This is a genomic window from Stutzerimonas sp. VN223-3 (assembly GCF_045999685.1).
In the GTDB taxonomy this organism is placed as follows: Bacteria; Pseudomonadota; Gammaproteobacteria; order Pseudomonadales; family Pseudomonadaceae; genus Stutzerimonas; species Stutzerimonas stutzeri_AR.
Genome location: NZ_RBEC01000001.1, coordinates 272,746 through 297,710, shown reverse-complemented (window position 1 = coordinate 297,710; position 24,965 = coordinate 272,746). Strand labels below are relative to the sequence as shown.

Below are 24,965 nucleotides of genomic sequence, written 5' to 3'. Positions count from 1 at the left end.
CATGAAGCTGATGCGAAATCTGCTGATTCCTGCTCTCGCTCTGCTGCTCGCCGGTTGCGCCGGCGTCGGCCCACAGGAGTCCGTCGAGGGCGCCGGAAATACCGAAGATTGGAAGACCCACAAGGCGCGCATCAGCGAAATCGATGGTTGGCAAATCAACGGCAAGATTGGCATTCGCGCGCCTCAGAACTCCGGCAGCGGCACTCTCTTCTGGCTGCAGCGCCAAGATTATTTCGATATTCGCCTCTCCGGCCCGCTTGGCCGCGGCGCCACGCGCCTGACCGGCCGACCGGATGCAGTGGCGCTAGAAGTGGCAGGCCAAGGGCGCTTCGAAGCGGAGTCACCGGAGGCACTGGTGGAAAGCCAGCTCGGTTGGCAGTTGCCGGTCTCGAATCTGCTCTGGTGGATCCGTGGCCTCCCCGCCCCGGACAGCCGCAGCCGCGTCGCGCTCGACAGCGATGGACGCCTCGCCAATCTCCAGCAGGACGGCTGGGACGTGCAGTATCTCGGCTATATCGAGGAGGACGGTTTCATGCTGCCGTCGCGCATCAAACTGGTAGGCCGAGACCTGCATATCACGCTCGTGGTCAAGGACTGGCATCCGCGCCAGCTCGGCCACTAATGGACGAGCTGACCTTACCGGCTCCAGCCAAGCTCAACCTGATGCTGCATGTTCTTGGCCGCCGTGCCGATGGTTATCACGAGCTGCAGACGCTGTTCCAGTTCCTCGACCATGGCGATGAATTGACCTTCAGGCCACGCGCAGACGGCCAGATTCGACTGCACACCAAACTGCCCGGTGTCGATCATGACAACAACCTGATCGTGCGCGCGGCTCGCCTGCTGCAGAGCCATAGCGGTAGCGGCCAGGGCGCCGATATACAACTGATCAAACGTTTGCCCATGGGCGGCGGCATCGGTGGCGGCAGTTCCGATGCCGCAACTACCCTACTCGGCCTCGATCATCTCTGGCGAACGCACCTGGGCGAGGATCGTCTGGCAAAGATCGGGCTGATGTTGGGTGCCGACGTGCCGGTGTTCGTGCGCGGTCGCGCGGCCTTTGCCGAAGGGATTGGCGAGCGCTTGCAACCGGTCGAATTAAGTGAACCCTGGTTCCTCGTCATCGCCCCGCAAGTCTCTGTTAGTACAGCAGAAATATTTTCCGACCCAGAGTTGACACGCAATACCCCGGCCATTACAGTTCGCAGCCTTCTTGCAGGGGGTGGTCATAACGACTGCCAGCCGGTGGTCGAAAAGCGCTATCCAGCAGTACGTAACGCTTTGAGCTTGTTGAATAATTTTGTTCCAGCAAGCATGACCGGCACTGGAGCTTGTGTGTTTGGGAGCTTTCCAAACAAAGGCGAGGCTGATAAAGTCTGCCGCCAACTTCCAGCCGATATGCCAGGTTTCGTGGCCCAGGGTCGCAACATTTCGATGCTGCACCGAAAGCTCGAGCAAATGGCGCAGGAAGTGAATGCCTAGCATTCGGTTGTACGATACAGGGGCGTCGCCAAGCGGTAAGGCACCAGGTTTTGATCCTGGCATGCGTTGGTTCGAATCCAGCCGCCCCTGCCACAACCCTCAGGGTTCGTACGATCGCAGCACATTCAGATTGAATCTACAGGGGCGTCGCCAAGCGGTAAGGCACCAGGTTTTGATCCTGGCATGCGTTGGTTCGAATCCAGCCGCCCCTGCCATACACTTGAGAGCTGTTCAAAAAGCCTGGCCTTTTGAACAGCTTTTTGTTTCATCGGATCCACCCTCAGGCAGGTACTGCGCGTGTCCAAGATGATGGTCTTCACGGGGAACGCCAACCCCGACCTGGCCCGGCGTGTTGTACGTCAGCTGCATATTCCCCTCGGTGATGCCTACGTCGGAAAATTCTCCGACGGCGAAATCAGTGTCGAGATCAACGAGAACGTTCGCGGTAAGGACGTGTTCCTGATTCAACCGACCTGCGCTCCCACCAATGACAACCTGATGGAACTGGTAGTGATGGCTGATGCCTTCCGCCGTTCCTCTGCCACCCGCATCACGGCAGTCATTCCCTACTTTGGTTACGCCCGCCAGGATCGCCGCCCGCGCTCCGCACGAGTGCCGATCAGCGCCAAGGTCGTGGCCGACATGCTCGATGTGGTGGGTGTCAACCGCGTCCTCACCGTCGACCTGCACGCCGATCAGATCCAGGGCTTCTTCGACATGCCCGTAGACAACATCTATGGCTCGCCGGTCCTGGTGGACGACATTCAGGCTCAGCGATTCGAGAACCTGATGATCGTTTCCCCTGATATTGGCGGCGTGGTGCGTGCTCGCGCCGTGGCCAAGTCGCTGGGTGTGGATCTGGCGATCATCGACAAGCGCCGCCCAAAGGCCAACCAGTCCGAAGTGATGCACATCATTGGTGACATCGAAGGTCGGACTTGCATCCTCGTCGATGACATGGTCGATACCGCTGGCACTCTGTGCCACGCAGCAACTGCTCTGAAAGATCATGGCGCTTCTAAGGTCTACGCGTATTGCACTCATCCGATTCTGTCGGGCCGCGCCATCGAGAACATCGACGGCTCGGTTCTCGATGAACTGGTGGTGACCAATACCATTCCGCTGTCCGCAGCGGCGCAAGCTTGTACCCGTATTCGCCAATTGGACATCGCGCCAATGGTGGCTGAAGCGGTTCGCCGCATCAGCAATGCTGAATCGATCAGTGCGATGTTCCGCTAAGGCGAAAGCCTGGCCATTCGCGCAGACGAAAATGTGCCCCGCCTCGTGCGGGGCTTTTTGCCCAACCACCCGGTAGTGCTGGTCGCAAGCACTTCGGGCGCGTTGTTATCCTGGAGAAACACAATGACTGATTTCACTCTGAATGCCCAAGTGCGTTCCGACCTGGGGAAAGGTGCGAGCCGCCGCCTGCGTCGTAACGCCAACCTCGTCCCAGCCGTAATCTACGGTGGCGACAAGGCCCCACAGTCCATCAGCCTGCTGCTTAAAGACCTGGCCAAGATGCTCGAAACCGAAGCATCTTTCAGTCACGTCTTGACCCTGAACGTCGATGGCCAGAACGAATCCGTTCTGATCAAGGCGCTGCAGCGTCATCCGGCCAAGGGCTTCGTCCTGCACGCTGACTTCGTCCGCGTCGTTGAAGGCCACAAGCTGACCGCTACCGTTCCGCTGCACTTCATCAACCAGGAAAGCTCGGTTGGCGTGAAGAAGCAGGGTGGCGAAATCCTGCACAACATCAACGAAGTGGAAGTGTCCTGCATGCCGCAGGATCTGCCGGAGTTCATCGAAGTCGACATGGCCTACGTCGAAGTCGGTCAGGTACTGCACATGACCGACCTCAAGCTGCCGAAAGGTGTTGAGCTGGTCGCCCTGGCTCATGGCAGCGACCTGCCGGTTGCCAACGTTCATGCGCCGCGCGTGAACAAGGAAGACACTCCGAAAGAAGAAGGCGCTGCCGAGTAATCCACTCGCCATCACCTGAGGAAGGGCCTCTGTCGTGACTGCCGTTAAACTGATCGTCGGCCTGGGTAACCCAGGCCCTGAATACGACCAGACCCGGCATAACGCAGGGGCCCTTTTCGTTGAGCGTCTGGCTGCCCATAAGGGCGTCAATCTCAGCGTCGATCGCAAATACTTCGGTCTGGTCGGCAAATTTCGCCATCAGGACGAAGACATCCGCCTGTTGATTCCCACCACCTTCATGAACCGCAGCGGTCAGGCGGTGTCGGCACTGGCCGGATTTTTCCGAATTCCTCCCGAGTCCATCCTGGTTGCCCACGATGAACTCGACATGCCCCCAGGCATTGCCAAGCTCAAGCAGGGTGGCGGCCATGGCGGGCACAACGGGCTTCGCGACATCATTGCCAAGCTCGGCAATCAGAACAACTTCTACCGCCTGCGTCTGGGCATTGGCCATCCCGGGCATAGCAGCCTGGTGACCGGCTACGTACTGGGACGTGCGCCGCAGACAGAACGCGAGAAGCTCGACGCCAGCATCGATTTCACCTTCGACGTGCTGCCGGAAATCCTCACTGGCGACTGGACGCGCGCGATGCAGCGCCTGCATAGCCAGAAGGCCTGAAACGCGGGCACGCAAGACAAGGCAACGGCTGAGCAGGACGGCTGCAATAGAGCGCATCCCGAAGCCGTTTAACGCAGTTTGGCAAAATGCCGGCAGCTCTTTGACTGCCAGCAACACCGAGGCAAAGACACCATGGGATTCAATTGCGGCATCGTCGGCCTGCCCAACGTCGGCAAGTCCACCCTGTTCAACGCGCTGACCAAGTCCGGTATCGCTGCGGAAAACTTTCCTTTCTGCACCATCGAGCCGAACAGCGGCATCGTGCCGATGCCTGATCCGCGCCTGCAGGCTCTCGCTGAAATCGTCAAACCGGAGCGCGTGATCCCGACCACAATGGAGTTCGTCGATATCGCCGGCCTCGTCGAAGGCGCGTCCAAAGGCGAAGGTCTGGGCAACAAGTTTCTGGCCAACATCCGCGAGACCGATGCCATCGCCCACGTGGTGCGGTGCTTTGAAGACGAAAACGTCATCCACGTCTCCAACTCGGTCGATCCCAAGCGCGACATAGAGATCATCGAACTGGAACTGATCTTCGCTGACCTCGACAGCTGCGAGAAGCAACTGCAGCGCGTGACCCGCAACGCCAAGGGCGGCGACAAGGAAGCGGTTGCGCAGAAAGCGCTACTGGAAAAACTGATCCCCCACTTCACCGAAGGCAAGCCGGCCCGCACGCTGCTGAAGAAGCTGGGTGATGAAGAGATTCAGTTGGCCAAAGGTTTCCACCTGCTGACCAGCAAGCCGGTGATGTACATCGCCAACGTTGCCGAAGACGGCTTCGAAAACAACCCGCATCTGGACGTGGTCAACGCCATCGCCGCCGAGGAAGGCGCCGTCGTGGTACCGGTGTGCAACAAGATCGAAGCGGAAATTGCCGAGCTGGACGATGGCGAGGAAAAGGACATGTTCCTCGAGTCCCTCGGCCTCGAAGAGCCCGGCCTGAACCGCGTGATCCGCGCGGGTTACGAGCTGCTCAATCTGCAGACCTACTTCACCGCTGGCGTGAAGGAAGTTCGTGCCTGGACCGTCAAGATTGGTGCCACCGCTCCGCAGGCCGCCGCTGTGATCCACACCGATTTCGAGAAAGGCTTCATCCGCGCCGAAGTCATCGCCTATAACGAATTCATCCAGTACAAGGGCGAAGCCGGGGCCAAAGAAGCCGGCAAATGGCGCCTGGAAGGCAAAGAATATATCGTCAAGGACGGCGACGTGATGCACTTCCGCTTTAACGTTTAAGCAAAAATCGCTCACTCATCTCTCACTGATCGAAGCACTCAGAAGCCCCGCACAAGCGGGGCTTCTTGCATTTCGGCGGCAGACTAATCGCGCTGAGCTCAGGCTACCTAGCCTGATTTACCTACACCTGTCTGACGACCGGCACGGAATCCGGTCATGACGCGCCGAATATTCGCCTCGCTTATCGGTCGGAACAGGCAGACCTGCCGAAGCCGGAGCTCCGATGAACAGCCTCACCGAACCACCGCAGCAATACCTTGACGACAGCTTTTTCGACCGGGACGCACAGATCGTCGCTCAGGAATTGCTCGGGACCGTGATTCGCCACTGCGTCGATGGGCTCTGGCTGTCGGCACGCATCATTGAAACTGAAGCCTATTACGTCGATGAAAAAGCCAGCCACTCCTCGCTCGGCTACAGCCCATCGCGGCGCGCCATGTTCATGCCGGCCGGCCATCTGTACCTCTATTACTCGCGCGGCGGGGATTCGCTGAACTTCAGCGTGCAGGGCGACGGCAACGCGGTCTGCATCAAGGCCGGTTACCCGTGGGTCGATTCGCTGTCATGCGAAGAAACCATCGAGCGCATGCGCAGCAACAGCCCGGCCGCCGCTGGCGGGCCACGCCCCCTGACCCGCCTCTGCTCCGGCCAGACGCTACTCTGCAAGGCGCTAGGCCTGACGGTCACGGAGTGGAATGCCCAACGCCTGGACCCTGCCCGGCTGCGCGTGGACGACATCGGCGCACGCCCGGATATCGTTCAGACCACACGGCTCGGCATTCCCACCGGTCGTGACGAGCATCTGCCGTACCGCTTCGTGGATGCCGGCTTTGCCGCCCATTGCACACGCAATCCGCTGCGCCGCGGGCAGCTGGAAGGCCAGGATTACGCCCTGCTGCGCCGCGAGCTGCTAGCCAGCTGAAACGCGTCCGCGCGTTGTCGGGAAAGCACTATGCGGCGCTGACCAGGCGAAGCCGCGTGATCTCCGACGGGGCGCCGAAGCGTAACGGCGGCCCCCAATAACCGGTGCCACGGCTGATATAGATCTGCATCTCACCGACGCGCTGCAAACCCGCCACCCACGGCTGCTGCCAGCGCACGAAGTGCATCCAGGGCCAGAACTGCCCACCGTGCGTATGGCCGGACAGCTGCAGGTCGCAGCCAGCCTCTACTGCTGCCTTCGCCGAACGCGGCTGGTGCGCCAGCAGGATGCGCGGCACGTCATCGGGCGCGCCAGCAAACGCCGCGACCGGGTCGCTTCGATGGTTGGGTCTGAACAGCTCCGCCGAATAGTCGGCGATGCCCGCCAGGACCAATCGTGCACCGCCGTGCTCGAGCTGAACATGACGATTGAGCAGCACCGCCATGCCCAGCCGCTCGAATTCCGCGATCCAGCTGTCCGCACCGGAGTAGTACTCGTGGTTGCCGGTCACCACGTAGGTGCCGTGGCGGGCGCTCAGCTGCGCCAGCGGCGCGATGTCATCGGCCAGATCGGCAACGCTGCCGTCCACCAGATCGCCGGTGATGACGATGAGGTCCGGTGAGAGCCCGTTGACCCGCTGGACGATCGCATCGATATAGCCCTGCTTGATCGTCGGCCCAACGTGGATGTCGCTCAGTTGCACGATGCTGAACCCCTCCAGCGTCGCCGGCAGTCCTCGCAGTGCAATGTCGCGTTCGACCACCCGAGCCGTGCGCCGCGCATTGAACACGCCGAACAGCGTTACCACTACGACCGCAACGATGACTGCCAACGCCGAGCCCTGCGCGAAGCCGGCCGGCCCCCAACCCGACAGCGATGCCAATGCCAACGCAAAAGCGCGCAGCAGCGAAAAAACTGCCAGGCTGGAAAATATCCCCATCGCCAGCAACCCGGACCATGCCAGCAGTGCATTGCCCGCCCCTCGCACCAACACGCCGTAGCGCATCAGCACAGCCGACAGCGCGAGATAGGCCCAGGCCAAAACACTGCCGAGCAGCCCAAGCGAGAGATCTGGAATCAGCGTGACGCCGGCAAACACATGCAAGCCAATCAGCAGCACAACAACCAATAACCGCCTGTTCATGCGTTACGTCTCTTGAGTAAAGAAGCGCGCCGCCTTTGAACAGGCGGCGTTTGGATGTGCGAAAGGTTCAGGTAGAGCTCATCGACTTGGCGGCTGCACTGCCGAGGTGGGGCGCAGCACGCGATCGCGTCCCGATGATGTCACGGCGCGGTTCACGCTGCAGCGTGGTTTTGGCAACAACGCCGGAGACGCGGTCGGCCGGCTCTGAAAGGTCAGGTGGGCACGATCAATCAGTGTGTTCCGATAGTGTGCGAACCAGTGGCTCGCATGGTTGCCCCAACGTTCCAACGTCAGGCTCATGCACGCTGCGCGTCACAGCGTGCACCTCGACCCAGCCAGAGCCACTTGCTACATCACACCCGGATCAGGCATCGGGTCGGGCGGCGGTGGCTCCTTCTCCAGATTTTCGAGCACCTCGTCGGGCAGAACGCCGCCGTCGTCCAGCTCGGTGTCACTTTCAGCGTCGTCGAGATCGTTCAGGGGCGATTCGTCCGCCAGCCAGGGATACAGCGGCGGATCGCTTGGAAGATTAGTGCTGAGCATGAGGATCTCCTCGCAGGTATGCCTGAAAAGTTAGGCAGGCCCGGCCTTGCATCGTTCGGACCGGTCATCCGTGACGCGTCCAGGCCTGCTCTGCCAGGCACTCGCCGAGGTAATCGAGGAAACAGGTGATGCGAGCGGCGAGCGCGGTATTGCGGTAATACACCGCGTGGATCGGCTGGAGCACCCGGACGTTCGCCTCGGCCAGCACCTCGACCAGCGTACCCTCGGCGCGATCGCGCGCGGTCATGAAGTCAGATAAGCAGGCGATACCCTGCCCGGCCAACGCTAGATGCCTCACTGTCTCGCCGCTCGATGCCCACAGGCTCGGCACGATGGGCCAGGTCTCGCCGAGGGGATGGCGCAGTGGCCAATGATTGAGGCTCTCCGGCTGGGTGAAACCGATCAGGCTATGCGTCGCCAGGTCCTCGACCTGCTGCGGCACACCCCGGTCCGCCAGATACGTGGGGCTCGCCACTGCACGCAAACGACTACGCCCCAGCGGCCGGGCATGCAAGGTGGAATCGCGCAGCGGACCGTGGCGCAGCGCCAGGTCGGTGCGATGCTCGAGCAGATCGATGATCTGATCGCTGCTATTCAGTTCCAGTTCGATGTCCGGATAGCGCTCGCGGAACCCACCAACAAGCGGCACCAGCACGTGCAGCATGAAGGGTGCCGAGGCGTTGACCCGTAACCTTCCGGCCGGATGCTGCAATCGACGCGACATCTGCTCCTCGGCTTCCTCTACTGCCTCAAGAATCCGCCTGGCCTGAATCAGAAAGGCCGCGCCCTCCTCCGTTAGCTCCAGGCGCCGGGTGGTGCGCCGCAGCAGCGTGGTGGCGAGCTTGGCTTCCAGCCGACTCAAGGCCCGGCTGACGCCCGAGGCCGTCTGACCCAACTGCATCGCCGCGCTGGAAATCGAGCCTGTATCGATGACAGCTGTGAAGGCTTGCAACTCGTCGAGCGTGGTTTTCATCTGTGACTCGCAGTCAATTATGTTTGGCCTGAGACCCGGTTTTTCCGCATGAGTCTGCGGTAGACACTACGCGCCATGCAATCCAACCGGAGTTTCATTCCATGCCCATCGCTCTGCTCGCGCTGACACTCAGCGCATTCGCCATCGGCACGACGGAGTTCGTCATCGTCGGCCTCATCCCAACCATTGCCGGTGACCTCGGTGTCAGCCTGCCCTCGGCCGGGCTGCTGGTCAGTCTTTACGCCCTCGGCGTCGCGGTCGGCGCCCCGCTGCTCACGGCGCTGACCGGCAAGGTCCCGCGCAAGCTTTTGCTGTTGTCGTTGATGGTGCTGTTCACCGCCGGCAACCTGCTCGCGTGGCAGGCGCCGGGGTACGAGTCGTTGATCCTGGCGCGCATCGTCACCGGCCTCGCCCATGGTGTGTTCTTCTCCATCGGCTCGACCATCGCCACCAGCCTGGTCTCTAAAGAGAAAGCCGCGAGCGCCATCGCCATCATGTTCACCGGATTGACGGTTGCTTTGGTCACGGGCGTGCCGCTGGGCACCTTCATCGGTCAGCAGTTCGGCTGGCGAGAAACCTTTCTCGCCGTGTCGCTGCTCGGTGTGGTCGCCTTTATCGGCAGCCTGATCTTCGTGCCGCGCAATATCCAGCACAGCAAGCCTGCCTCCATCGTCCAGCAACTGGCCGTACTGAAACAGCCGCGCCTGCTGTTGGTCTACGCGATGACTGCGGTCGGCTACGGCGGCACCTTTATCGCGTTCACCTTTCTTGCGCCGATCCTGCAGGAAATCAGCGGCTTCGGCGAAGGCGCGGTGAGCCTGGTGTTGCTGGTTTACGGCGTATCGGTGGCAGTGGGCAACATCTGGGGTGGAAAGTTGGCCGACCGTCGCGGGCCGATCAGCGCCCTGAAGCTGATTTTTGCACTGCTGGCCGCCGTGCTCTTTACGCTCACCTTTACCGCGGTCAACCCCTGGTTGGCGCTGGCGACGGTTTTGCTCTGGGGCGCTGTGGCGTTCGGCAACGTGCCTGGCCTGCAGGTCTACGTGGTACGTCAGGCCGAGCATCACACGCCGAACGCCGTGGACGTCGCCTCGGGTCTGAACATCGCTGCGTTCAACCTCGGTATTGCCGGTGGCGCATGGCTCGGCGGACACATCGTCGCGTCCATGGGTCTCATCCATACCGCCTGGATCGGCTCGTTGGTCGTACTGATCGCCCTGGCCCTCACATATTGGAGCGGCCGGCTGGATTGTCTGGACACGAGCCCCGGCAACGACACGCAGAAGTCGGCCCTCGCCGCCTCGCATTGATCAATCACACAGGAGAATTTAATGAACATTCCCGCTTTCGGCCTCGGCACCTTCCGCCTCAAGGGCCAGCAAATCATCGACTCGGTAAAGATGGGCCTCGAACTCGGCTATCGCCACATCGACACCGCGCAGATCTACGAGAACGAAGCTGAAGTCGGCCAGGCCATCGCCGAGAGCGGTGTGCCGCGCGAAGAGCTGTTCGTGACCACCAAGGTCTGGACCGCCAACCTCAGCGCCGATCGTTTGATTCCCAGCCTGGAGGAAAGCCTGAGCAAGCTGCGCCTGCAACAGGTCGATCTCACCCTGGTGCACTGGCCCTCGCCCAACGATGAGCTGCCCGTCGCCGACTACCTGGCCCGCCTAATGGAAGCCAAAGAGCGCGGCCTGACCCGCGCCATCGGCATCTCCAACTTCACCATCAGCCATATGCAACAGGCCATCGACGCCATCGGTGCCGAGAACATCGCCACCAATCAGGTCGAGGTGCATCCTTTCCTGCAGAACCGCAAGGTGATCGACTTCGCCCGCAGCCAGGGCATCCACATCACCGCTTATATGCCGCTGGCCTACGGCAAGGTGATGCAGGACGAGGTGCTGCAGCGCATCGGCGAAAGCCACAACGCCAGCCCCGCGCAGATCGCTCTCGCCTGGCTGCTGCAACAGGGCTTCGCCGTCATTCCCTCCTCCACCAAGCGCGAAAACCTCGCCGCCAACCTCAAAGCGCAGGAGCTGCGCCTGACCGACGAGGAGATGCAACAGATCGCCGCACTGGACCGCAACGAACGCCTGGCCAACCCCGGCTTCGCACCAAAGTGGGATTGATCAACACGCAAACAGACGCGCCGGCGCGGGGGCTTCAAGCGCCCACCGGCGGCGCGGCATAAGCATTTGATAGACGGACGAAAAATCACAGGAGGAGGGTTGACAGCCACAGGCGCGACGAGAATAATGCGCGCCACTTGGCTACGTAGCTCAGTTGGTTAGAGCATAGCATTCATAATGCTGGGGTCCGGGGTTCAAGTCCCTGCGTAGCCACCAAATTCAGAAAGGGTTCAGCGAAAGCTGAACCCTTTTTTTGTGCCCGCCGTTTAGCCCAGCATCACCGAGAGCGCACCATGAGAGACAACTTCGACAACATCCGCGCCGAGCGCGAAACGCCCTACCGCACCGTCGCTGTTACCCCATCCAATCAATACTCCGGGCTCTGGAAACAGATCGCCATTGGCATCGTGGTTGGGCATCTGTCGTTGGGGGTGATTGGTGCGGTGGTCTGGATGGCTGCGGCTCAGTTGCTTGCTGGGGATGTGCAGATCGTTGCGCCTTGGGCGGGAAAGCAGGGGTAAGCAACCGTTGCCGCGCCGCGACTAGAACGCATAGTCTTCTGAAAATAAATCCGTCCCTTTTTCCGTCATAAACAATTTCCTTATACGTTACAGCCTGCCGTACAGGGTAGCCGAAAAGGCTTATCCCGCTGGGCACGGCGACCGGTACCGATGCGCAGATTGAGAAGCCAGGACTCTACGCCTGGCCCCGTTGAGATCAGAAAGGAATGTCAGATCCAACTCCCTGAGAGCCGTCCTGCGGCGCCGCCCCAGGCAGCACTATCGCCGAGGATGGAGGCGGACTTGCCACCATCGCGGCCCCAGCTGTATCAGCAGTGGCCCCCGCTGCGACAACAACCGCTGGCGGTGCCTGCAGTGCGACATCCCCATCCGCTTGGTCATCTTGTGCCTCTTCAGGATCCAGGTCGACAAAATGATCACCCATCATCATCCGATAATGCGCCATGTGATCCATTGCCTTGAAGACCTTGTAAAAAATCCTCATATAGCTGGAGGCCATCGTATCCCCAATAGCTACATAGAGCTCATCTGGTGAGTAATGAGATCCGTCATTTACCCAACTAATCAGAGACTGACACTGCACCTTTTCCTGTCCGTAAAATTTTCCAATCAGACGTTGGGTATCTATTCCACCTAAAATCTTGAAGTAATTCTCCAAGATTCTGCGCATCGTATTTTGAATCGTCAGCGCAGAGACCGGCGCCTTCGTTAGCTCAGTCCATAGCAGTTGATAAGACGTCTTGATCGGATTGGTGGAATAGAACTCTACCCGAGAATGGAAAGCGGGCTTACGCACTATCCAAAACGTTTCATCAGCAAGAGGCTTGTCAGCCTTGCGTTCCGGGTTAAAAGTTATCTCCTTGTGGAAATGCACATTGTGTGTCAACACGAAAACCTGCTTTAGATTATTCCCTTTCTGACGCACCTCATGGAACAGCTGCTTTATCAAGCTGCTCACTATAAACAATACATCACTGTCCAGGCTCGACACAGGATCATCAATCACTACTATCCGATCACTTCTAATGCCTGACGTGGTAATGCTTCCTTTCAGCAGATGATAGAAGTAAAGGAATGTGACGAATGTTTTTTCGCCCTCGCTGAGCGTTGCTTTCGCATCAGTCCCATCACTCCTAATGAGACGATAGGCGTTGTCCTCGCATGCAGGATCAAGGGAGAAACTTCTAAATCCGAAATCCTTGAGTATCCTATTAATCGCATTGACAGTAGGCTTTACACTTGTCAGCGCAGCTTCAATAGTTGCAATTTCAGCCTCGACAGCAGATATATCTGACTTTGCCTTTTCTAGGCTTCCATTAATACCTGCGATTGCTTTATCCAAGCCATTACTTTGCTGCTCGTAATCGTCAAGTGTATCTTTAAGCTCTATTTCAAGGAGATATTTCCATATTTCACCAGCCAACTTCTTCTGCTCGACTGACAAGCCGGTCACAAGACGATTATGCTCAGCAACTTTGAGATTGGCCGCATCAATCAGTTCAGCGATACTGGCCTGAACATCTCCAATCACTTCTAGCTCAACCGCCGAACTGGGGCTGGCCACTTTGTTTTCTACACGCTGTTTATTTACCAAAACGATTGCATTTAAAGCCTGGAACTCTAGATCAAGTTTCTCTATATCCAAATGAACGCAATCTGAAGACAGGATATATCGCGCCTGATTCACCGCTGCATCTATTGCCGCGAGGTAATTGGCCTGAAATTGCGATAGTACTTTTGTATCTGCCTCAAAAGTTAAATCAAAGTAACCCTCAAGGCTTTTCTCGAAGTCAACTGGCAGCTTCTGCTGGCAAAAAGGACAGTCATCATCAGTATGTTCGAGAAACCTTATACCTTGTCGCACCCAGTCACTACTACCTAAGTGCTGAATCATCGCGGATATGTTGACATCCTCCTTGCCCACTATCTGTTTAACCAAGACCGGGTCTTGCTCATAGGCCATTAAGCGGGACAGATCAAGAGCGGCAACGCTAGCCATAGGGGACGGAGCCTTTCCATAAACCACCTTTGCTCGCTCCCGAAGGCTGTCTAGATCAACCAGGGCGGAAGTGTTGCTTTTCTTCTCCTGTAGGACTCGATTTTTGAATCCCTCCCTGTTGTTCCTTACACCGGTGAATGCCCCCTGAAACTCATCGTCGTGCTTTAGCTTTTGTTCCCAACACCGTGCTACGAGTTTTGCCTCTAAAGCACTCTTCTCGGCGTTCTTCCCACCCTTGCCATCCTGACCGCTGAGACTTTCAAGTGTCTTGGCCTTAAGTTGCTCGTGGCGGCTTCTATCTTTATGAAGTTCATCTAATCGATCAAGTTGCGCCTGTTGGGCCTGCCCCAGAGTGAACACACCTTTAAATTGTTTGGAATCAGTTAAATTCGCAGCGATAAAGTCATTGTTATAAACATGGGCAGGTATTGGGTTACCCTTTGCCCAAGTGAGGTAAGAAGCAGCTGAAACTTGGGGGCTTTGTATCAACCTACTTATCGTCGTCTTCCCTGCGCCATTCGCGCCGTAGAAGTAATTCACGGCCTTCAAGTTCTGGAGCGTTTCGGGAGTTGTGGGGCTATAGGTGGCGATATTGCAGAGGGTAATTGACTCGATCATGTCTCGCTTCCATGGAGAGATTCTGGCTTGCGCGAAGCCACAGCCTGTTCAAAATCGGAGGAGCAAGACGGCGGGAACGACGGCCTTGCCCAAGCCAGTCGTATATTGGCGATTGGCCTTCCTCAGCATAGAAGGCCTTTCATTTTCCGCAAGCGGTCGAACGACGCTGGTGATCCACCCTGATGTGGTGACCGTAGGCAAATGGGACGACTGGGAACCGCACCGAGAGCGCACCATGAGAGACGATTTCGACAACATTCGCGCCGAGCGCGAAACGCCCTACCGCACCGTCGCTACCCAAGCCAACAAGCATGCCGGCCTTTGGAAGCAGATCTCCATCGGCATTGTGGTCGGGCATTTGTCGTTGAGCTTGATTGCGCGGTGGCCTGGTTAGTTGCGATATAGCTCTTTTCATGACAGGCCAAAGTTCCCGCGCCCTTGGTTCATAGCTATTAATCACCGTTCGGGACAATTGATTGATCATCGCTAGGACAACGCTGACGCAGCCCAGAAGCCTGCTCTGGCTCAAATCAACGCAACCGCTGCCCCGATATCGCCGGGTGGTAAAGCGGCTGAACCGTATTACCGGCCGGATCGAGCACATGAAAGCTATGGGCGCCGTCGCGGTGGGCGAAAGGGCGGTCTAGCATGGTGACGCCTTGGGCTTTCAGGTATTCGAACCAGGCGTGCAGTTCTTCCAGGCTGTCGACTATAAAGCCGTAGTGATCCATCGCCTGGACGCCGCTGCTTTTTTCCTGGGCGCGGCCCAGGGAGAGGTTGTCGTTGCCGCACGTCAGGTAGACGAGATCTTTGCTGGCGCGGTTCAGCACTTCCATGCCCAGCACGTCGACGTAGAAACGTTCGCACTCTTCGAGGTTTGGGGCGGTAAGCGCCAGGTGACGCAGGCCATTCAGGCGACCGGGACGGGTTGGCATGGCTTGATCCTTTTTTGTATACAATCAGGCAACAACCATAAAACAAAATAGGATGCTTATGTACTGTCTCATTTTGAAAACTCAGCTCAAGCCTGGCTCGTTCGCTCAGTTCATGGAGGCCATGCGCGTCAATGCCGCCGCGTCGGTGCAGAACGAGCCGGATTGCCTGGTGTTCGATGTCGTGCAGGATCTGAGTGATCCTGATCTGGTGTATCTCTACGAGCTGTACCGCGACGAATCGGCGTTCACTTACCACAAGACTACCGAGCACTATCTGCAAAGCCGTCCGCTAGTAGGCGAGTACATCGTCAAGCAAGAGGCCATGAAAGGCCGCATGGTCAGCGCCGACAACAAGCGCTGAGCTATCTCGAATATTCGATACGGAAGGGCTTTGCCTGATGTTCATAGCACTGCTATGCCAGATCAGCGCAGCCATATCTAGAAAGTATCCGCATCAGACTATCTATATATTTTTAATCCCAACCATGGGTGATTAGCATCACTCCAGACGCTGCCGGTTCTGCGCCGGCAGCGTCGACCTCCAATAAAAATAAACAGGAGATAGTGATGCTCAAGTCACCGAAGCCGCTCGCTGCGGCGATTGCGGTTGCTGCGCTGGGTGCGGGTTTGCCCGGTGTGGCCATGGCGGAGTTTCTGGCGGACAGCAAGGCAACGCTGGAGCTGCGTAACTTCTACCACAACGCCGACTACCGTCAGGAAGGCGCCAACCAGTCGAAGCGCGACGAGTGGGCACAAGGGTTCTTACTCAATTATGAATCCGGTTTTACCGAAGGGCCGGTGGGTTTCGGGATCGATGCGATCGGACTGCTCGGTATAAAACTCGACTCTGGACCGGAGCGGCAGAATACGGGGCTGTTGCCGGTGGGTGACGACAAGGCGCCGGACGAATACAGCCAGCTCGGCGCGGCGGCCAAGCTGCGCTATTCGAAGACTATCGTGCGTGTCGGCACCTTGCTGCCAAAGCTACCGACGGTGCTGCCTAACGATTCACGCCTACTGCCACAGACCTTTCGCGGCGGCATGCTGACGTCGAAGGAGATCGACGGGCTGACGCTCAACGCGGGCCGCCTGACGCAGAACAGCCTGCGAAACTCTGCCGCCAACGACGACATGCTTGTAGCGGGCAAAGGCATCAGCGGCGGGCAGCCCAGCGACAAGTTCGATTTCGCCAGCGCAAGCTACCGCTGGAACAAGAACCTGACCACGGGCTATCACTACGGCCATCTGGATCAGAACTACAAGCAGCACATCTTCAGCTTGTTACATGTACTACCGTTGGGTGAAGACCAGGCGATCAAGAGCGATCTGCGCTTCGCCCGCTCCACCGAGGCCGGCAACACCAATGTCGACAACGATGCCTTCGGCGCCAAGTTCACTTACCAGCTCGGCGGCCACGCGTTCGGCGCGGCGTACCAGAAAATGAGCGGCGAGACCGGCTTCCCGCACATCAATGGCACCAACTCGTATCTGGTCAACTACGTGATGATTTCGCCGGACTTCGCCAGCCCTGGCGAGAGATCCTGGCAGGTGCGTTACGACTATGACTTCTCCGCCATGGGCATTCCCGGCCTGAGCTTCATGACGCGTTATCTGCGTGGCGACAATTTCGACGGCCCTGGCGGACGCGACGGCCACGAGTGGGAGCGCGATACCGATATCGCATACGTGTTCCAGCAAGGCGCGCTGAAGAACTTCGGCGTGAAGCTGCGCAACGGGACCTACCGAAGCACGGGTAACGACATCGATCAGACCCGCTTCATCCTCAGCTACACGCTGCCGCTGCTGTAACGATTCCGCCCCATGCCATCCCGTCGCTCGCACGGGTGACGGTTTCGCTAAACAGGAGACTCACCATGATCATGCAAAAGACTCTGCTTTCCCTGGCCGTAGCATTCGCGCTTAGCGCCAGCCACTTGTCCGTACAGGCTGCAGACACTGCCGACCTGCCCTGCCGCACCACCGCTGAATGCGCGGCCGAGGCGGCGAAGATCGGTGCCACGGTCGATCGCGCCGGTGCCACGCAAGGTAAACACGACGACCAGTTCACTTGGGTCAATCGGATCAACAAGGCGTCCATCGTCATGCTGACCGAGGAGGAGATCGTCAGCCGTCAGCAAGGCCGTGAGATCGCCCGTGGCGTTCAGCATGTCATCGATCAGGCCGGCAAGCCGGACGGCAAGAAGCCCAGCGACGTGCTGCAGATCGAGCGCATCATGATCGACGAGATCGGGCCGCAAGCCTCGCTGATCCACTCCGGGCGCAGCCGTCAGGACATGTACGCCACCTACCGGCTCGCCACCCTGCGCAGTCAGTTGCTGGATTACACCGACGCGATGAACGACACCCGTGCTCGCCTTCTGGAACTGGCCAAGGAGAACGTCGATACGCTGATCCCGGCCTACACCAACGGCGTGCAGGCGCAGCCGATCACTTATGCGCATTACCTGCTGGCCTACGAGGCGGCTTTCGAGCGCGACGCCCAACGCATCCGCGAGCTGTATGAACGCCTGAACCGCAGTCCGATGGGCACGGCGGTACTGGCCAACTCCGGCTGGCCACTCAACCGCGAGCGGCTGGCCGAGTTGCTCGGCTTCGATGAGGTGCGCGAAAACTCCCTGGATGCCGGACAGGTGTCGACTTACGACATTCCCATCGAGGCGGCAGGGATCGCTTCGTCTTCGGCGATCCGCATTGGCGCGATGCTCGGTGACATCCATACGCAGTACCATCAGATCCGTCCGTGGATGCTGCTTGAGGAAGGCGCCACCTATACCAGCAGCGCCATGCCGCAGAAGCGCAATCCGGGCTTGATCATGCGGGCGCGGGAGTCGGCCTCGGATGTGGTCGGCCTTGCGCATACCGTCACCCTGCGCGCGCATAACGTGACCACCGGTATGACCGATTACAAGTTCGCCTTCGACGGCCTCGGGCTGTTCGATAGCGCCCATGAGATGTTCGTCCGCACGCGCAAGGTGATGGATGCGCTGGTGATCAACCCGGAGCGGGCGCTGGAAGAGCTGGAGGCGGAATGGACCACCTCGATGGAGTTGGCCGATACCTTGGAGCGCGAGCACAAGGTGCCCTTCCGTATCGGTCACAGCTTCGCTTCAGCGGTGGTTGGCCATGCGCGTAAAGAAGGCTTCGTGCCGGCCAACTTCCCCTACGCCGAGGCGCAGCGGCTGTTCACCAAGGCGGCGGAAAAGTACGAATGGAAGACCCGCGAATTGCCGCTGAGTGAGTCGGCCTTCCGCGCTACGCTGTCGCCGCAGAACATGGTCAAAACCCGTGTCGGCACTGGCGGGCCGCAGCCAGCTGAGGTCAAGCGCATGCTCAAGGAAGCGAACCAGGCGCTGGCCGGCGATCAGCATTGGACGGATGATCGCCGTGACCGTATTGCCAAGGCCGAAGCCACCTTGGACAAGGCATTCAATGCGCTCGTGAAGAACTGAGCCCTAACGCTTCCCGGCCACCGCGCCGGGAAGCGTTGGCTGTCGATGAGGTACCAAAGCCTCGCGCAGCGCCTTTCGATCCAGCGCACCGCTCCACGCCGAAATCACCACGCAGGCCAGGCTATTGCCGATCACATTGGTCAGCGAGCGACACTTCATCAACCGCTCGACGCCGAGCAAAATGCCCAGCCCTTCCAGCGGTACCCAATTCAATACACCGAGCGTGGCCGTCAGTGTAAGAAATGCCGAGCCCGCCGCGCTGGTCGAACCCAGCGACGTTAGCAGCGACACCAGTAGCAACATCAGCAGTTGTGTGCCGTCCAGCGTCACACCCGCGAGCTGTGCTAGGAATACGAAGGCACAGGTCACGTAAAGATTCGAGCCGGTGAGGTTGAACGTATAGCCGGTGCTGAGCACCAGCCGCACCACTTGCCGGCTACAGCCGGCCCGTTCGAGCTTTTCGATCAGTCCCGGCACCGCCGCTACCGAAGCGCCGGTGAAGGCCACCAGACACAGCTCCGCCTTGATGTAAGCGATCAGGCGAAACAGCCCGAAGCCGACACAGCGAGCCGCCATGCCCAGTACCACGACAACGAACACCAGAGCGGCAAGGTAGACGGTCCCGACGAATTTGAGCAGCGGCCAGGCGGATGCCGGTCCGTAGCGGCCCACGGTGTAAGCCATCGCGCCAAAGGCGGCCAGCGGCGCGAACCGGAGCACCAAACGCAGCGCACGCAACAGCCATTCGACCAGCACGTCCAGCCTGCGTCGCAAAGGCTCGCCCGCGTCACCGGCGTAGCCCAGCCCCAGGCCAAACACCAGCGCCGCAAACAGAACAGGAAGAATCAGGGTATGGCTGAAGAACTGCGCCAGGCTAGTAGCAATAGCTGCAGTCAACTCGTTATTCGATTGCACGACGGGCGACGCAGTAAGCGCATCACCACCGACGCCAGGCACCAGCAACATGGCTACCGCCGCACCGGTGATGAGCGACAGCACGGCCATCAGAAAGAAGTATGCAACCACGCGTCCAGCGCAACGCGTGCGTTGGCCGCGCTCGCCAAATCCGGCCACAGCGGACGCGACCAATACGAACATTACCAGCGGCACCGCATGACCAATGACGCCAAGAAACGCATCACTGAGCGGCTTCATTCGGGTCGCCAATTCGGGCTGCACGATGCCGAGCGATATGCCCAGGGCAATCGCAATCAGGATCAATGCAGTGTCGTTCCTGGCCAGCTTGGCTAAGATCATGGGCCTTCGCGCAATATTGTTGTTTTTGTCGCTTCAGTGCCTTCGTATCCTAACCCATCAGCGCACCTCTGCGATCCGCACACTGACCACCGCCCCGCCAGGACTGTCCCTTATATGGAACTTCGCCATCTCCGCTATTTCGTCATGGTCGCCGAGGAGAAGCACTTCACCCGCGCCGCCGCCCGGCTGAACATGCAACAGCCGCCGCTAAGCCAACAGATCCGGGCGCTGGAAGACGAGCTGGGGTTCGACCTGTTCAAGCGGCATCCCAAGGGCGTCGACCTCACCACAGGGGGCGCGGTTTTCCTAGATGAGGCCAAAGCCATCCTCGCGAGCGTGCAGGCAGGCTCGCGCCGGGCCGCGCGCGTAGCCAAAGGCGTCGAGGGCACGCTGGCAATTAGCTTCACGTCCTCGGCCGCAGCGCACCCGCTGATCCCGCGCATCATCCGCGCCTTTCGCGAACAGTACCCGGCCGTGTCGATCACCCTGGACGAAGGCAATGCCGGCCGCCTGACCAAACGCGCTATGGCCGGTCAATTGGACGTCGGCATCCTTCGCGCCCCAGTCAGCCGGCCAGACGGCATCGAATTTCATCGCCTGCTGGTAGAGGAGCTGCTGATGGTATTGCCGATCGGCCATCCGACGCTGGCCGATCATCCCGAGGCGATCGAACTGCAGGCGATACGTGACGAACCCTTCATCCTGGTTCGCCGCCCCGGTGCGCCCGGGATGTATGCCAACCTGCTGCGCGCCTGCCGGGCGGCCGGCTTCGAGCCGCACGTAGCGTTCGAGGTTGAACGGATGCTGACCAACGTGAGTCTGGTCGCCGCTGGCGAAGGAGTCTCCGTGGTCCCTGCTTCGATGCGCGACATTCACAGCGAGAGCGTTGTCTACCGCCGCATCCTTGGCGCCCGACCCCGCCTGGTCGCGCCGTTGACACTTATTTGCCGCGGCTTCAATCAATCTCCAGCCCTGCAAAATTTCATTGTGTTGGCCCGGCAACTGGCCAAGGCGTATCGAACGCAGGTATTGCGCTGATCGCACTGTCGGCAAGCCGGCTGGCCCGTCGGAGCACACGACACGTACCCAGCCAGCCATAGCGCCGACACGCACACACATGAATGGCAGCGACGAGGACAATCCCGACAACCATAAGCGTTAAGAAAAAGCCCCGCAGGCGCGGGGCTTTTTCTGCCTTTCAATAGTAACTCTAGCGAATCGCAGCACGCGTCGTCGGGCGGGTCGCCAGGAAAAGGCCGGCGAAAATCAGCCCACCGCCGATCCAGTGAAACGTCTGCAGCCCCTCGCCCAGTACCAGCCAGCCGAGAATTGCAGTGAAGACAGGCATGAGGTAGGTCGCCATCGCCGCCTTGGCCGCGCCAACGGTTTTGACGCCGTGGTTCCACGTCAGGTAGGCGACGAGCGAGGCAAAAATGGCTGTGTAACCGATGACGGCGAGGTTGGTCGCGGTGAGCATGAATCCACCGACGCGACTCAGTTCGAACAGGTAGAACGGTAGGATCAGCGGCATACCAATCAGCATCAGCACGCCTAACAGTGTTAGCGGCGGCAGTTGCAAATAAGCAGCCCAGCGCCGCAACAGCAAGGTATACAACGCCCATACCAGCACCGCTACGAGCATGATCAGGTCGCCGGTCTGGAATGACAGACTGGTAAAAGCTCCCCAACTGCCGCGACTGATCAGATACATCAGCCCGCCTGCCGCAATGGCCATGCCGAACCACGCGCGCCGTGCGGGCCATTCATTCAGCAGCAACCCGCCACCGATAAAGGTGAACAGCGGCAGACAGGTGTTTACCAGCGTGAGGTTGATGGCTTCGGTGCTCTGCGCGGCGGAATACAGCAAGGAGTTGTAGCTGCTGATGCCCAGCGCGGCGACAATCGGCAAGCGCCAACCTGCAGCACGCAAGGCTGCACGGTGAGCCCAGATTGAGCGCGCGACGAAAGGCAGCAGCAAGCAGGTCGCCAAAACCCAGCGCCAGAACGACAAAGTCAGCGGCGGGATCGCCTCATGGAAGGCGCGGGCCACTAACGCATTGCCGCTCCAGCAAAGCACGGCAAGCAGCAGGCCAGCAAAGGCCCATCCGTGACGTCGAGCCATCAGACCGGGTGACGAGGACGAAGGCGATATTGCGGAGGAACCTGTTCGGCACTGCTGATGGTCACGTTCAGATCTTTCCAGATTCCATCCTTGATGCCGTAGATGCAGCCATGCACGGACAACGGCTGGCCGCGATGCCAGGCATTCTGGACGATACTGGTATGGCTGACGTTGGCGACCTGTTGGACGACGTTGAGCTCGCACATGCGGTCAACCTGCGCTTCCTCGGTGGGGAAGGTAGCGATATGGTCGCGGTGCTCGTAATAAAGGTCTCGAATGGTGCGCAGCCAGCCGTCGATCAGGCCCAGCTGGTCGTCGCGCATGGAGGCGCGCACGCCACCACAACCGTAATGGCCGGTGACCAGAATGTGTTTTACCTTGAGCACGTCCACCGCGTACTGGATGACCGACAGGCAGTTGAGGTCGATATGCAACACGATGTTGGCAACGTTGCGGTGTACAAAAAGGTCGCCGGGCAGCATGCCGACGATTTCATTGGCCGGCACCCGCGCATCAGAACAGCCAATCCAGAGATATTCCGGCACCTGCTGCTTGGCCAGCTTTTCGAAGAATTTGGGATCTTCCTCCTTGATGGCCTCGGCCCAGCGCGCGTTGTTTTCGAATAGCTGATCAAGATCGCCGTTCATTTCTGTTCCGTCCTTTTAATTCCGGTACGCACGTTACGAACCGCCCTGCATTTTGACAAGAGCGCAGACCGAGACGTCACAGCATTAGACGGTAAACAGCGGGTTTGACTGAACCTCCGCCCTGGGCCGAGAGGAAAACGCGCGCAGGTCGCGCAGGAAGTTGTCGCGCCAGGCGTCGAGGTCTGCGGCGCGGATCGCACGCATCATATGTTCGTAACGGTCCTTGCGTTCGGTGAGCGACATGCGCAGCGCGCGGTCGAGCGCTTCGGCCATGCCGATACAGTCGTAGGGGTTGACGATCAGCGCCGAGGTCAGCTCGCGCGCGGCGCCGGCGAAGCGCGACAGCACAAGTACGCCGGGGTCTTCCGGGTCCTGCGAGGCGACGTATTCCTTGGCGACTAGGTTCATGCCGTCGCGCAACGGCGTGACGAAACCGATGTCGGCATTGCGGAACAGACCCATCAGCACGCGTCGATCATGGCTCTTGTTGAGGTAATGCAGCGGCGTCCAGTCGAGATCGGAAAGCCAGCCGTTGATGTGCCCCGCCGCGCTTTCCAGCTGCTGCCGGATGTGCTGGTAGGTCTTCACATCGGAGCGGGACGTGGGCGCGATCTGGATGAATTCGACCTCACGGCGATGCTCTGGGTAACGCTCGAGAAAGGCCTCGTATGCTTTGAAACGTTCTACAAGGCCTTTGGAATAATCCAGGCGATCGACACTGATGATCTTCTTGCGGGCCACATCGGTGATGCGCCGCATGGGCTTACGGCGGCCTTTATAGGATTCAGCCAGATCCTGAATTTCATCCGGGACCACACCGATCGGATACACCCCGGCACGGAAGTTTTGCCCGTACGCGGTCAGGCTGCCATCGGACTCCAGAATGCCGCGGACTTCACGGGTCATGTAGTCCTGGAAGGCGAGACGATCGGTTTCGGTCTGGAAACCGATGAGGTCGTAGAAGCAGAGCGTCTTGAGCAATTCGTTGTGCGGCGGGATAACGGTGAGAATTTCCGGCGGCGGAAACGGTATGTGCAGGAAGAAGCCGATCCGGTTGCGAATTCCCAGTTGCCGACAGGCTTCGGCGAAAGGAATCAGGTGATAGTCGTGGATCCAGATGATGTCGTCGGGTTTGAGCAGCGGCTTGAGTTTCTCCGCCAGCATGGCGTTGACCCGTCTGTAACCTTCGTATTCCTGACGGTTGTAGCGGGCCAGGTCGATGCGGTAGTGAAAGATCGGCCAGAGCGTAGCGTTGGAAAAGCCGCGGTAATACTGATCATAGTCCTGCTTGGTCAGGCCAAGGGTGACGTAGGTAATGTTGCCGATGGTCTCGGTGCTGGTGTGCGGGGTGCTGCTTACGTCGCCGCTCCAGCCAAACCAGATCCCACCGGCCTGGCGCAACGCATCATAAACACCAACTGCAAGCCCGCCAGCAGCGACCTTCCCCGCCTTGATCGGCGCTACTCGGTTGGAAACCACTACTAGTCGGCTCATGGGCAGTTCTCGCTTCGATCTGGTTTTATTAGGTGTTCGGGCTGCTCGAACAGAGCGCTAAGCAGACCATCGAGCCAATCGCCTACCGCTTCTACGGAATCCAAACGCTGCGTGGCTTCAGTCGCTCCGTTGCCGACCTTGATAGTCAGCCCGCCCAACTCGTTTACCACCTTGAAGCCGGCCTCATCGGTCAGATCATCACCCACAAATACCGGCATCCGCCCCTTGAACGGAGCTTCCTGCATGAAGGTGCGGATCACCTCGCCCTTGCTGGCGCCACGAGGTTTCAGCTCGAACACGCATTTGCCCGGCTGCAGTGCCAAAACGTCGCCGTAGCGTTTGACGAACGCTTCGGCCAAGATGCGGGCGGTTTGCTCCAGTTCAGGAGCGAGGCGGAAATGCAGAGCGAAGGCAACGCCCTTGTTTTCCAGCGATAGGCCCGGATGCTCGGCGCAGACCTGCGCTAGCTCGTGCTGAATGGTGTCGAAGACATTATGGTCGAGGACCGGTTGCAGCGTTTCGCCCGCGGCTGTGCGGCGTTCGGCGCCGTGCACGCCAGCTGCCGGTAGACGCAATGGCGAGAGCAAATCGTCGATCTGGCTCAGCGGCCGACCGGAAATGACCGCTACGGGAATCTCGCTGAGGTGCAAACGCTCTAACGCCGCCAACGAACGAGGGGGAATGAAAACGAGCTCAGGACGAGGCTGTATTTCCGCCAGCGTTCCGTCGACATCGAAGAAAAAAGCGCAGTGCCGGACCTCTAGCCCGGCTCGGTCGTTTTGTTTGCTCATGCTCCCTGAGACTCCGGATCAAAGGTGGTGGTTCGCGTCTTTTTGTACGACCACAAGCGCTTAGGCGCTACATAAGGACACCC

25 protein-coding genes and 3 tRNA genes are annotated in these 24,965 nt (G+C 59.3%); 18 read left to right on the top strand and 10 right to left on the bottom strand.

What is annotated here, in order from left to right; translation table 11 throughout:
• Position 1 precedes the first annotated feature (1 nt).
• From lolB to D7241_RS01390, 9 genes are all read left to right on the top strand, one after another.
• Positions 2-622 carry a lipoprotein insertase outer membrane protein LolB gene (gene lolB / locus D7241_RS01430; protein WP_408100005.1) on the top strand — a complete coding sequence of 207 codons (621 nt, stop codon included), beginning with the start codon at positions 2-4 and terminating at the stop codon, positions 620-622.
• Positions 622-1,482 carry a 4-(cytidine 5'-diphospho)-2-C-methyl-D-erythritol kinase gene (gene ispE, locus D7241_RS01425; protein WP_408100004.1) on the top strand — a complete coding sequence of 287 codons (861 nt, stop codon included), beginning with the start codon at positions 622-624 and terminating at the stop codon, positions 1,480-1,482. The genes lolB and ispE overlap by 1 nt, the downstream gene beginning before the upstream one ends.
• Positions 1,483-1,500: 18 nt before the next feature.
• Positions 1,501-1,575: transfer RNA gene (locus D7241_RS01420), tRNA-Gln, on the top strand.
• Between the two features lie 47 nt (positions 1,576-1,622).
• Positions 1,623-1,697 (top strand) — tRNA-Gln (locus D7241_RS01415).
• Positions 1,698-1,779: 82 nt separating this feature from the next.
• Entirely contained in the window at positions 1,780-2,721 is a 942-nt protein-coding gene (locus tag D7241_RS01410) for a ribose-phosphate pyrophosphokinase (RefSeq protein ID WP_255983489.1), read from the top strand.
• Positions 2,722-2,844: 123 nt separating this feature from the next.
• Positions 2,845-3,462 (top strand): 50S ribosomal protein L25/general stress protein Ctc, encoded by a 618-nt coding sequence (locus D7241_RS01405; protein ID WP_408100003.1) that lies wholly within the window; start codon positions 2,845-2,847, stop codon positions 3,460-3,462.
• Positions 3,463-3,496: 34 nt separating this feature from the next.
• Positions 3,497-4,081 carry an aminoacyl-tRNA hydrolase gene (pth, locus tag D7241_RS01400; protein ID WP_408100002.1) on the top strand — a complete coding sequence of 195 codons (585 nt, stop codon included), beginning with the start codon at positions 3,497-3,499 and terminating at the stop codon, positions 4,079-4,081.
• Positions 4,082-4,213: 132 nt separating this feature from the next.
• Complete coding sequence (gene ychF, locus D7241_RS01395) at positions 4,214-5,314, top strand: redox-regulated ATPase YchF (RefSeq protein WP_255983496.1); 1,101 nt, start codon at positions 4,214-4,216, stop codon at positions 5,312-5,314.
• A 223-nt stretch (positions 5,315-5,537) separates the two neighbouring features.
• Positions 5,538-6,236, top strand: a complete 699-nt coding sequence (locus tag D7241_RS01390) for a DNA-3-methyladenine glycosylase (RefSeq protein ID WP_408100001.1) — start codon at positions 5,538-5,540, stop codon at positions 6,234-6,236.
• A 28-nt stretch (positions 6,237-6,264) separates the two neighbouring features.
• Here D7241_RS01390 and D7241_RS01385 read toward each other — a convergent pair whose 3' ends face one another.
• The 3 genes from D7241_RS01385 to D7241_RS01375 all read right to left on the bottom strand — a co-directional run bounded on the left by D7241_RS01385 (position 6,265) and on the right by D7241_RS01375 (position 8,896).
• Positions 6,265-7,380, bottom strand: a complete 1,116-nt coding sequence (locus D7241_RS01385) for a metallophosphoesterase (RefSeq protein WP_408100000.1) — start codon at positions 7,378-7,380, stop codon at positions 6,265-6,267.
• Positions 7,381-7,728: 348 nt separating this feature from the next.
• Positions 7,729-7,923, bottom strand: coding sequence for a hypothetical protein (locus D7241_RS01380; protein ID WP_408099999.1), 195 nt, complete (start codon positions 7,921-7,923; stop codon positions 7,729-7,731).
• A gap of 64 nt (positions 7,924-7,987) precedes the next feature.
• Entirely contained in the window at positions 7,988-8,896 is a 909-nt protein-coding gene (locus D7241_RS01375; RefSeq protein ID WP_408099998.1) for a LysR substrate-binding domain-containing protein, read from the bottom strand.
• A 101-nt stretch (positions 8,897-8,997) separates the two neighbouring features.
• Here D7241_RS01375 and D7241_RS01370 point away from each other — a divergent pair, with 101 nt between their 5' ends.
• The 4 genes from D7241_RS01370 to D7241_RS01355 all read left to right on the top strand — a co-directional run bounded on the left by D7241_RS01370 (position 8,998) and on the right by D7241_RS01355 (position 11,549).
• The gene (locus tag D7241_RS01370) at positions 8,998-10,206 is read left to right on the top strand and encodes an MFS transporter (RefSeq protein WP_408099997.1); all 1,209 of its coding nucleotides are present in this window, start codon (positions 8,998-9,000) and stop codon (positions 10,204-10,206) included.
• 21 nt (positions 10,207-10,227) lie between these two features.
• On the top strand, positions 10,228-11,028 hold the full coding sequence (dkgB, locus tag D7241_RS01365; protein WP_408099996.1) for a 2,5-didehydrogluconate reductase DkgB: 801 nt from the start codon (positions 10,228-10,230) through the stop codon (positions 11,026-11,028).
• A gap of 139 nt (positions 11,029-11,167) precedes the next feature.
• Positions 11,168-11,244, top strand: a tRNA-Met gene (locus tag D7241_RS01360).
• A 77-nt stretch (positions 11,245-11,321) separates the two neighbouring features.
• Positions 11,322-11,549, top strand: a complete 228-nt coding sequence (locus tag D7241_RS01355; protein WP_408099995.1) for a hypothetical protein — start codon at positions 11,322-11,324, stop codon at positions 11,547-11,549.
• 196 nt (positions 11,550-11,745) lie between these two features.
• Here D7241_RS01355 and D7241_RS01350 read toward each other — a convergent pair whose 3' ends face one another.
• Positions 11,746-14,166 (bottom strand): AAA family ATPase, encoded by a 2,421-nt coding sequence (locus tag D7241_RS01350; RefSeq protein WP_408099994.1) that lies wholly within the window; start codon positions 14,164-14,166, stop codon positions 11,746-11,748.
• A 235-nt stretch (positions 14,167-14,401) separates the two neighbouring features.
• Here D7241_RS01350 and D7241_RS01345 point away from each other — a divergent pair, with 235 nt between their 5' ends.
• Positions 14,402-14,560 carry a hypothetical protein gene (locus tag D7241_RS01345; RefSeq protein ID WP_408099993.1) on the top strand — a complete coding sequence of 53 codons (159 nt, stop codon included), beginning with the start codon at positions 14,402-14,404 and terminating at the stop codon, positions 14,558-14,560.
• Between the two features lie 136 nt (positions 14,561-14,696).
• Here the strand turns inward: D7241_RS01345 and D7241_RS01340 are convergent, their stop codons facing one another.
• The gene (locus D7241_RS01340) at positions 14,697-15,101 is read right to left on the bottom strand and encodes a VOC family protein (protein ID WP_408099992.1); all 405 of its coding nucleotides are present in this window, start codon (positions 15,099-15,101) and stop codon (positions 14,697-14,699) included.
• A 58-nt stretch (positions 15,102-15,159) separates the two neighbouring features.
• Here D7241_RS01340 and D7241_RS01335 point away from each other — a divergent pair, with 58 nt between their 5' ends.
• From D7241_RS01335 to D7241_RS01325, 3 genes are all read left to right on the top strand, one after another.
• Positions 15,160-15,462 (top strand): putative quinol monooxygenase, encoded by a 303-nt coding sequence (locus D7241_RS01335; RefSeq protein ID WP_408099991.1) that lies wholly within the window; start codon positions 15,160-15,162, stop codon positions 15,460-15,462.
• Between the two features lie 206 nt (positions 15,463-15,668).
• Entirely contained in the window at positions 15,669-16,910 is a 1,242-nt protein-coding gene (locus D7241_RS01330; protein WP_408099990.1) for an OprD family porin, read from the top strand.
• Positions 16,911-16,975: 65 nt separating this feature from the next.
• Complete coding sequence (locus tag D7241_RS01325; protein WP_408099989.1) at positions 16,976-18,571, top strand: argininosuccinate lyase; 1,596 nt, start codon at positions 16,976-16,978, stop codon at positions 18,569-18,571.
• Between the two features lie 3 nt (positions 18,572-18,574).
• On the opposite strand, the gene D7241_RS01320 is transcribed toward D7241_RS01325, so the two are convergent.
• A complete protein-coding gene (locus D7241_RS01320) occupies positions 18,575-19,828 on the bottom strand; it encodes a cation:dicarboxylate symporter family transporter (RefSeq protein ID WP_408099988.1) in 1,254 nt (417 codons plus the stop codon).
• Positions 19,829-19,942: 114 nt separating this feature from the next.
• Here D7241_RS01320 and D7241_RS01315 point away from each other — a divergent pair, with 114 nt between their 5' ends.
• The gene (locus D7241_RS01315; RefSeq protein WP_408099987.1) at positions 19,943-20,866 is read left to right on the top strand and encodes a LysR substrate-binding domain-containing protein; all 924 of its coding nucleotides are present in this window, start codon (positions 19,943-19,945) and stop codon (positions 20,864-20,866) included.
• Between the two features lie 172 nt (positions 20,867-21,038).
• Here D7241_RS01315 and D7241_RS01310 read toward each other — a convergent pair whose 3' ends face one another.
• From D7241_RS01310 to otsB, 4 genes are all read right to left on the bottom strand, one after another.
• Positions 21,039-21,950: a DMT family transporter gene (locus D7241_RS01310; RefSeq protein ID WP_408099986.1), complete on the bottom strand. Its 912-nt coding sequence runs from the start codon at positions 21,948-21,950 to the stop codon at positions 21,039-21,041.
• Positions 21,950-22,597: a carbonate dehydratase gene (gene can, locus D7241_RS01305; RefSeq protein ID WP_408099985.1), complete on the bottom strand. Its 648-nt coding sequence runs from the start codon at positions 22,595-22,597 to the stop codon at positions 21,950-21,952. Before can ends, D7241_RS01310 begins: the two co-directional genes overlap by 1 nt.
• Before the next feature lie 84 nt (positions 22,598-22,681).
• Positions 22,682-24,091, bottom strand: coding sequence for an alpha,alpha-trehalose-phosphate synthase (UDP-forming) (gene otsA / locus D7241_RS01300; protein WP_408099984.1), 1,410 nt, complete (start codon positions 24,089-24,091; stop codon positions 22,682-22,684).
• Complete coding sequence (gene otsB / locus D7241_RS01295; RefSeq protein ID WP_408099983.1) at positions 24,088-24,882, bottom strand: trehalose-phosphatase; 795 nt, start codon at positions 24,880-24,882, stop codon at positions 24,088-24,090. Before otsB ends, otsA begins: the two co-directional genes overlap by 4 nt.
• Positions 24,883-24,965: the final 83 nt, after the last annotated feature.

Bases quoted from the DNA above. Each gene is read 5' to 3' on its own strand.
- lolB (WP_408100005.1), top strand. From the start codon at position 2: ATGAAGCTGATGCGAAATCTGCTGATTCCTGCTCTCGCTCTGCTGCTC.
- ispE (WP_408100004.1), top strand. From the start codon at position 622: ATGGACGAGCTGACCTTACCGGCTCCAGCCAAGCTCAACCTGATGCTG.
- D7241_RS01405 (WP_408100003.1), top strand. From the start codon at position 2,845: ATGACTGATTTCACTCTGAATGCCCAAGTGCGTTCCGACCTGGGGAAA.
- ychF (WP_255983496.1), top strand. From the start codon at position 4,214: ATGGGATTCAATTGCGGCATCGTCGGCCTGCCCAACGTCGGCAAGTCC.
- D7241_RS01390 (WP_408100001.1), top strand. From the start codon at position 5,538: ATGAACAGCCTCACCGAACCACCGCAGCAATACCTTGACGACAGCTTT.
- D7241_RS01385 (WP_408100000.1), bottom strand. From the start codon at position 7,380: ATGAACAGGCGGTTATTGGTTGTTGTGCTGCTGATTGGCTTGCATGTG.
- D7241_RS01380 (WP_408099999.1), bottom strand. From the start codon at position 7,923: ATGCTCAGCACTAATCTTCCAAGCGATCCGCCGCTGTATCCCTGGCTG.
- D7241_RS01375 (WP_408099998.1), bottom strand. From the start codon at position 8,896: ATGAAAACCACGCTCGACGAGTTGCAAGCCTTCACAGCTGTCATCGAT.
- D7241_RS01370 (WP_408099997.1), top strand. From the start codon at position 8,998: ATGCCCATCGCTCTGCTCGCGCTGACACTCAGCGCATTCGCCATCGGC.
- dkgB (WP_408099996.1), top strand. From the start codon at position 10,228: ATGAACATTCCCGCTTTCGGCCTCGGCACCTTCCGCCTCAAGGGCCAG.
- D7241_RS01355 (WP_408099995.1), top strand. From the start codon at position 11,322: ATGAGAGACAACTTCGACAACATCCGCGCCGAGCGCGAAACGCCCTAC.
- D7241_RS01350 (WP_408099994.1), bottom strand. From the start codon at position 14,166: ATGATCGAGTCAATTACCCTCTGCAATATCGCCACCTATAGCCCCACA.
- D7241_RS01345 (WP_408099993.1), top strand. From the start codon at position 14,402: ATGAGAGACGATTTCGACAACATTCGCGCCGAGCGCGAAACGCCCTAC.
- D7241_RS01340 (WP_408099992.1), bottom strand. From the start codon at position 15,101: ATGCCAACCCGTCCCGGTCGCCTGAATGGCCTGCGTCACCTGGCGCTT.
- D7241_RS01335 (WP_408099991.1), top strand. From the start codon at position 15,160: ATGTACTGTCTCATTTTGAAAACTCAGCTCAAGCCTGGCTCGTTCGCT.
- D7241_RS01330 (WP_408099990.1), top strand. From the start codon at position 15,669: ATGCTCAAGTCACCGAAGCCGCTCGCTGCGGCGATTGCGGTTGCTGCG.
- D7241_RS01325 (WP_408099989.1), top strand. From the start codon at position 16,976: ATGATCATGCAAAAGACTCTGCTTTCCCTGGCCGTAGCATTCGCGCTT.
- D7241_RS01320 (WP_408099988.1), bottom strand. From the start codon at position 19,828: ATGATCTTAGCCAAGCTGGCCAGGAACGACACTGCATTGATCCTGATT.
- D7241_RS01315 (WP_408099987.1), top strand. From the start codon at position 19,943: ATGGAACTTCGCCATCTCCGCTATTTCGTCATGGTCGCCGAGGAGAAG.
- D7241_RS01310 (WP_408099986.1), bottom strand. From the start codon at position 21,950: ATGGCTCGACGTCACGGATGGGCCTTTGCTGGCCTGCTGCTTGCCGTG.
- can (WP_408099985.1), bottom strand. From the start codon at position 22,597: ATGAACGGCGATCTTGATCAGCTATTCGAAAACAACGCGCGCTGGGCC.
- otsA (WP_408099984.1), bottom strand. From the start codon at position 24,091: ATGAGCCGACTAGTAGTGGTTTCCAACCGAGTAGCGCCGATCAAGGCG.
- otsB (WP_408099983.1), bottom strand. From the start codon at position 24,882: ATGAGCAAACAAAACGACCGAGCCGGGCTAGAGGTCCGGCACTGCGCT.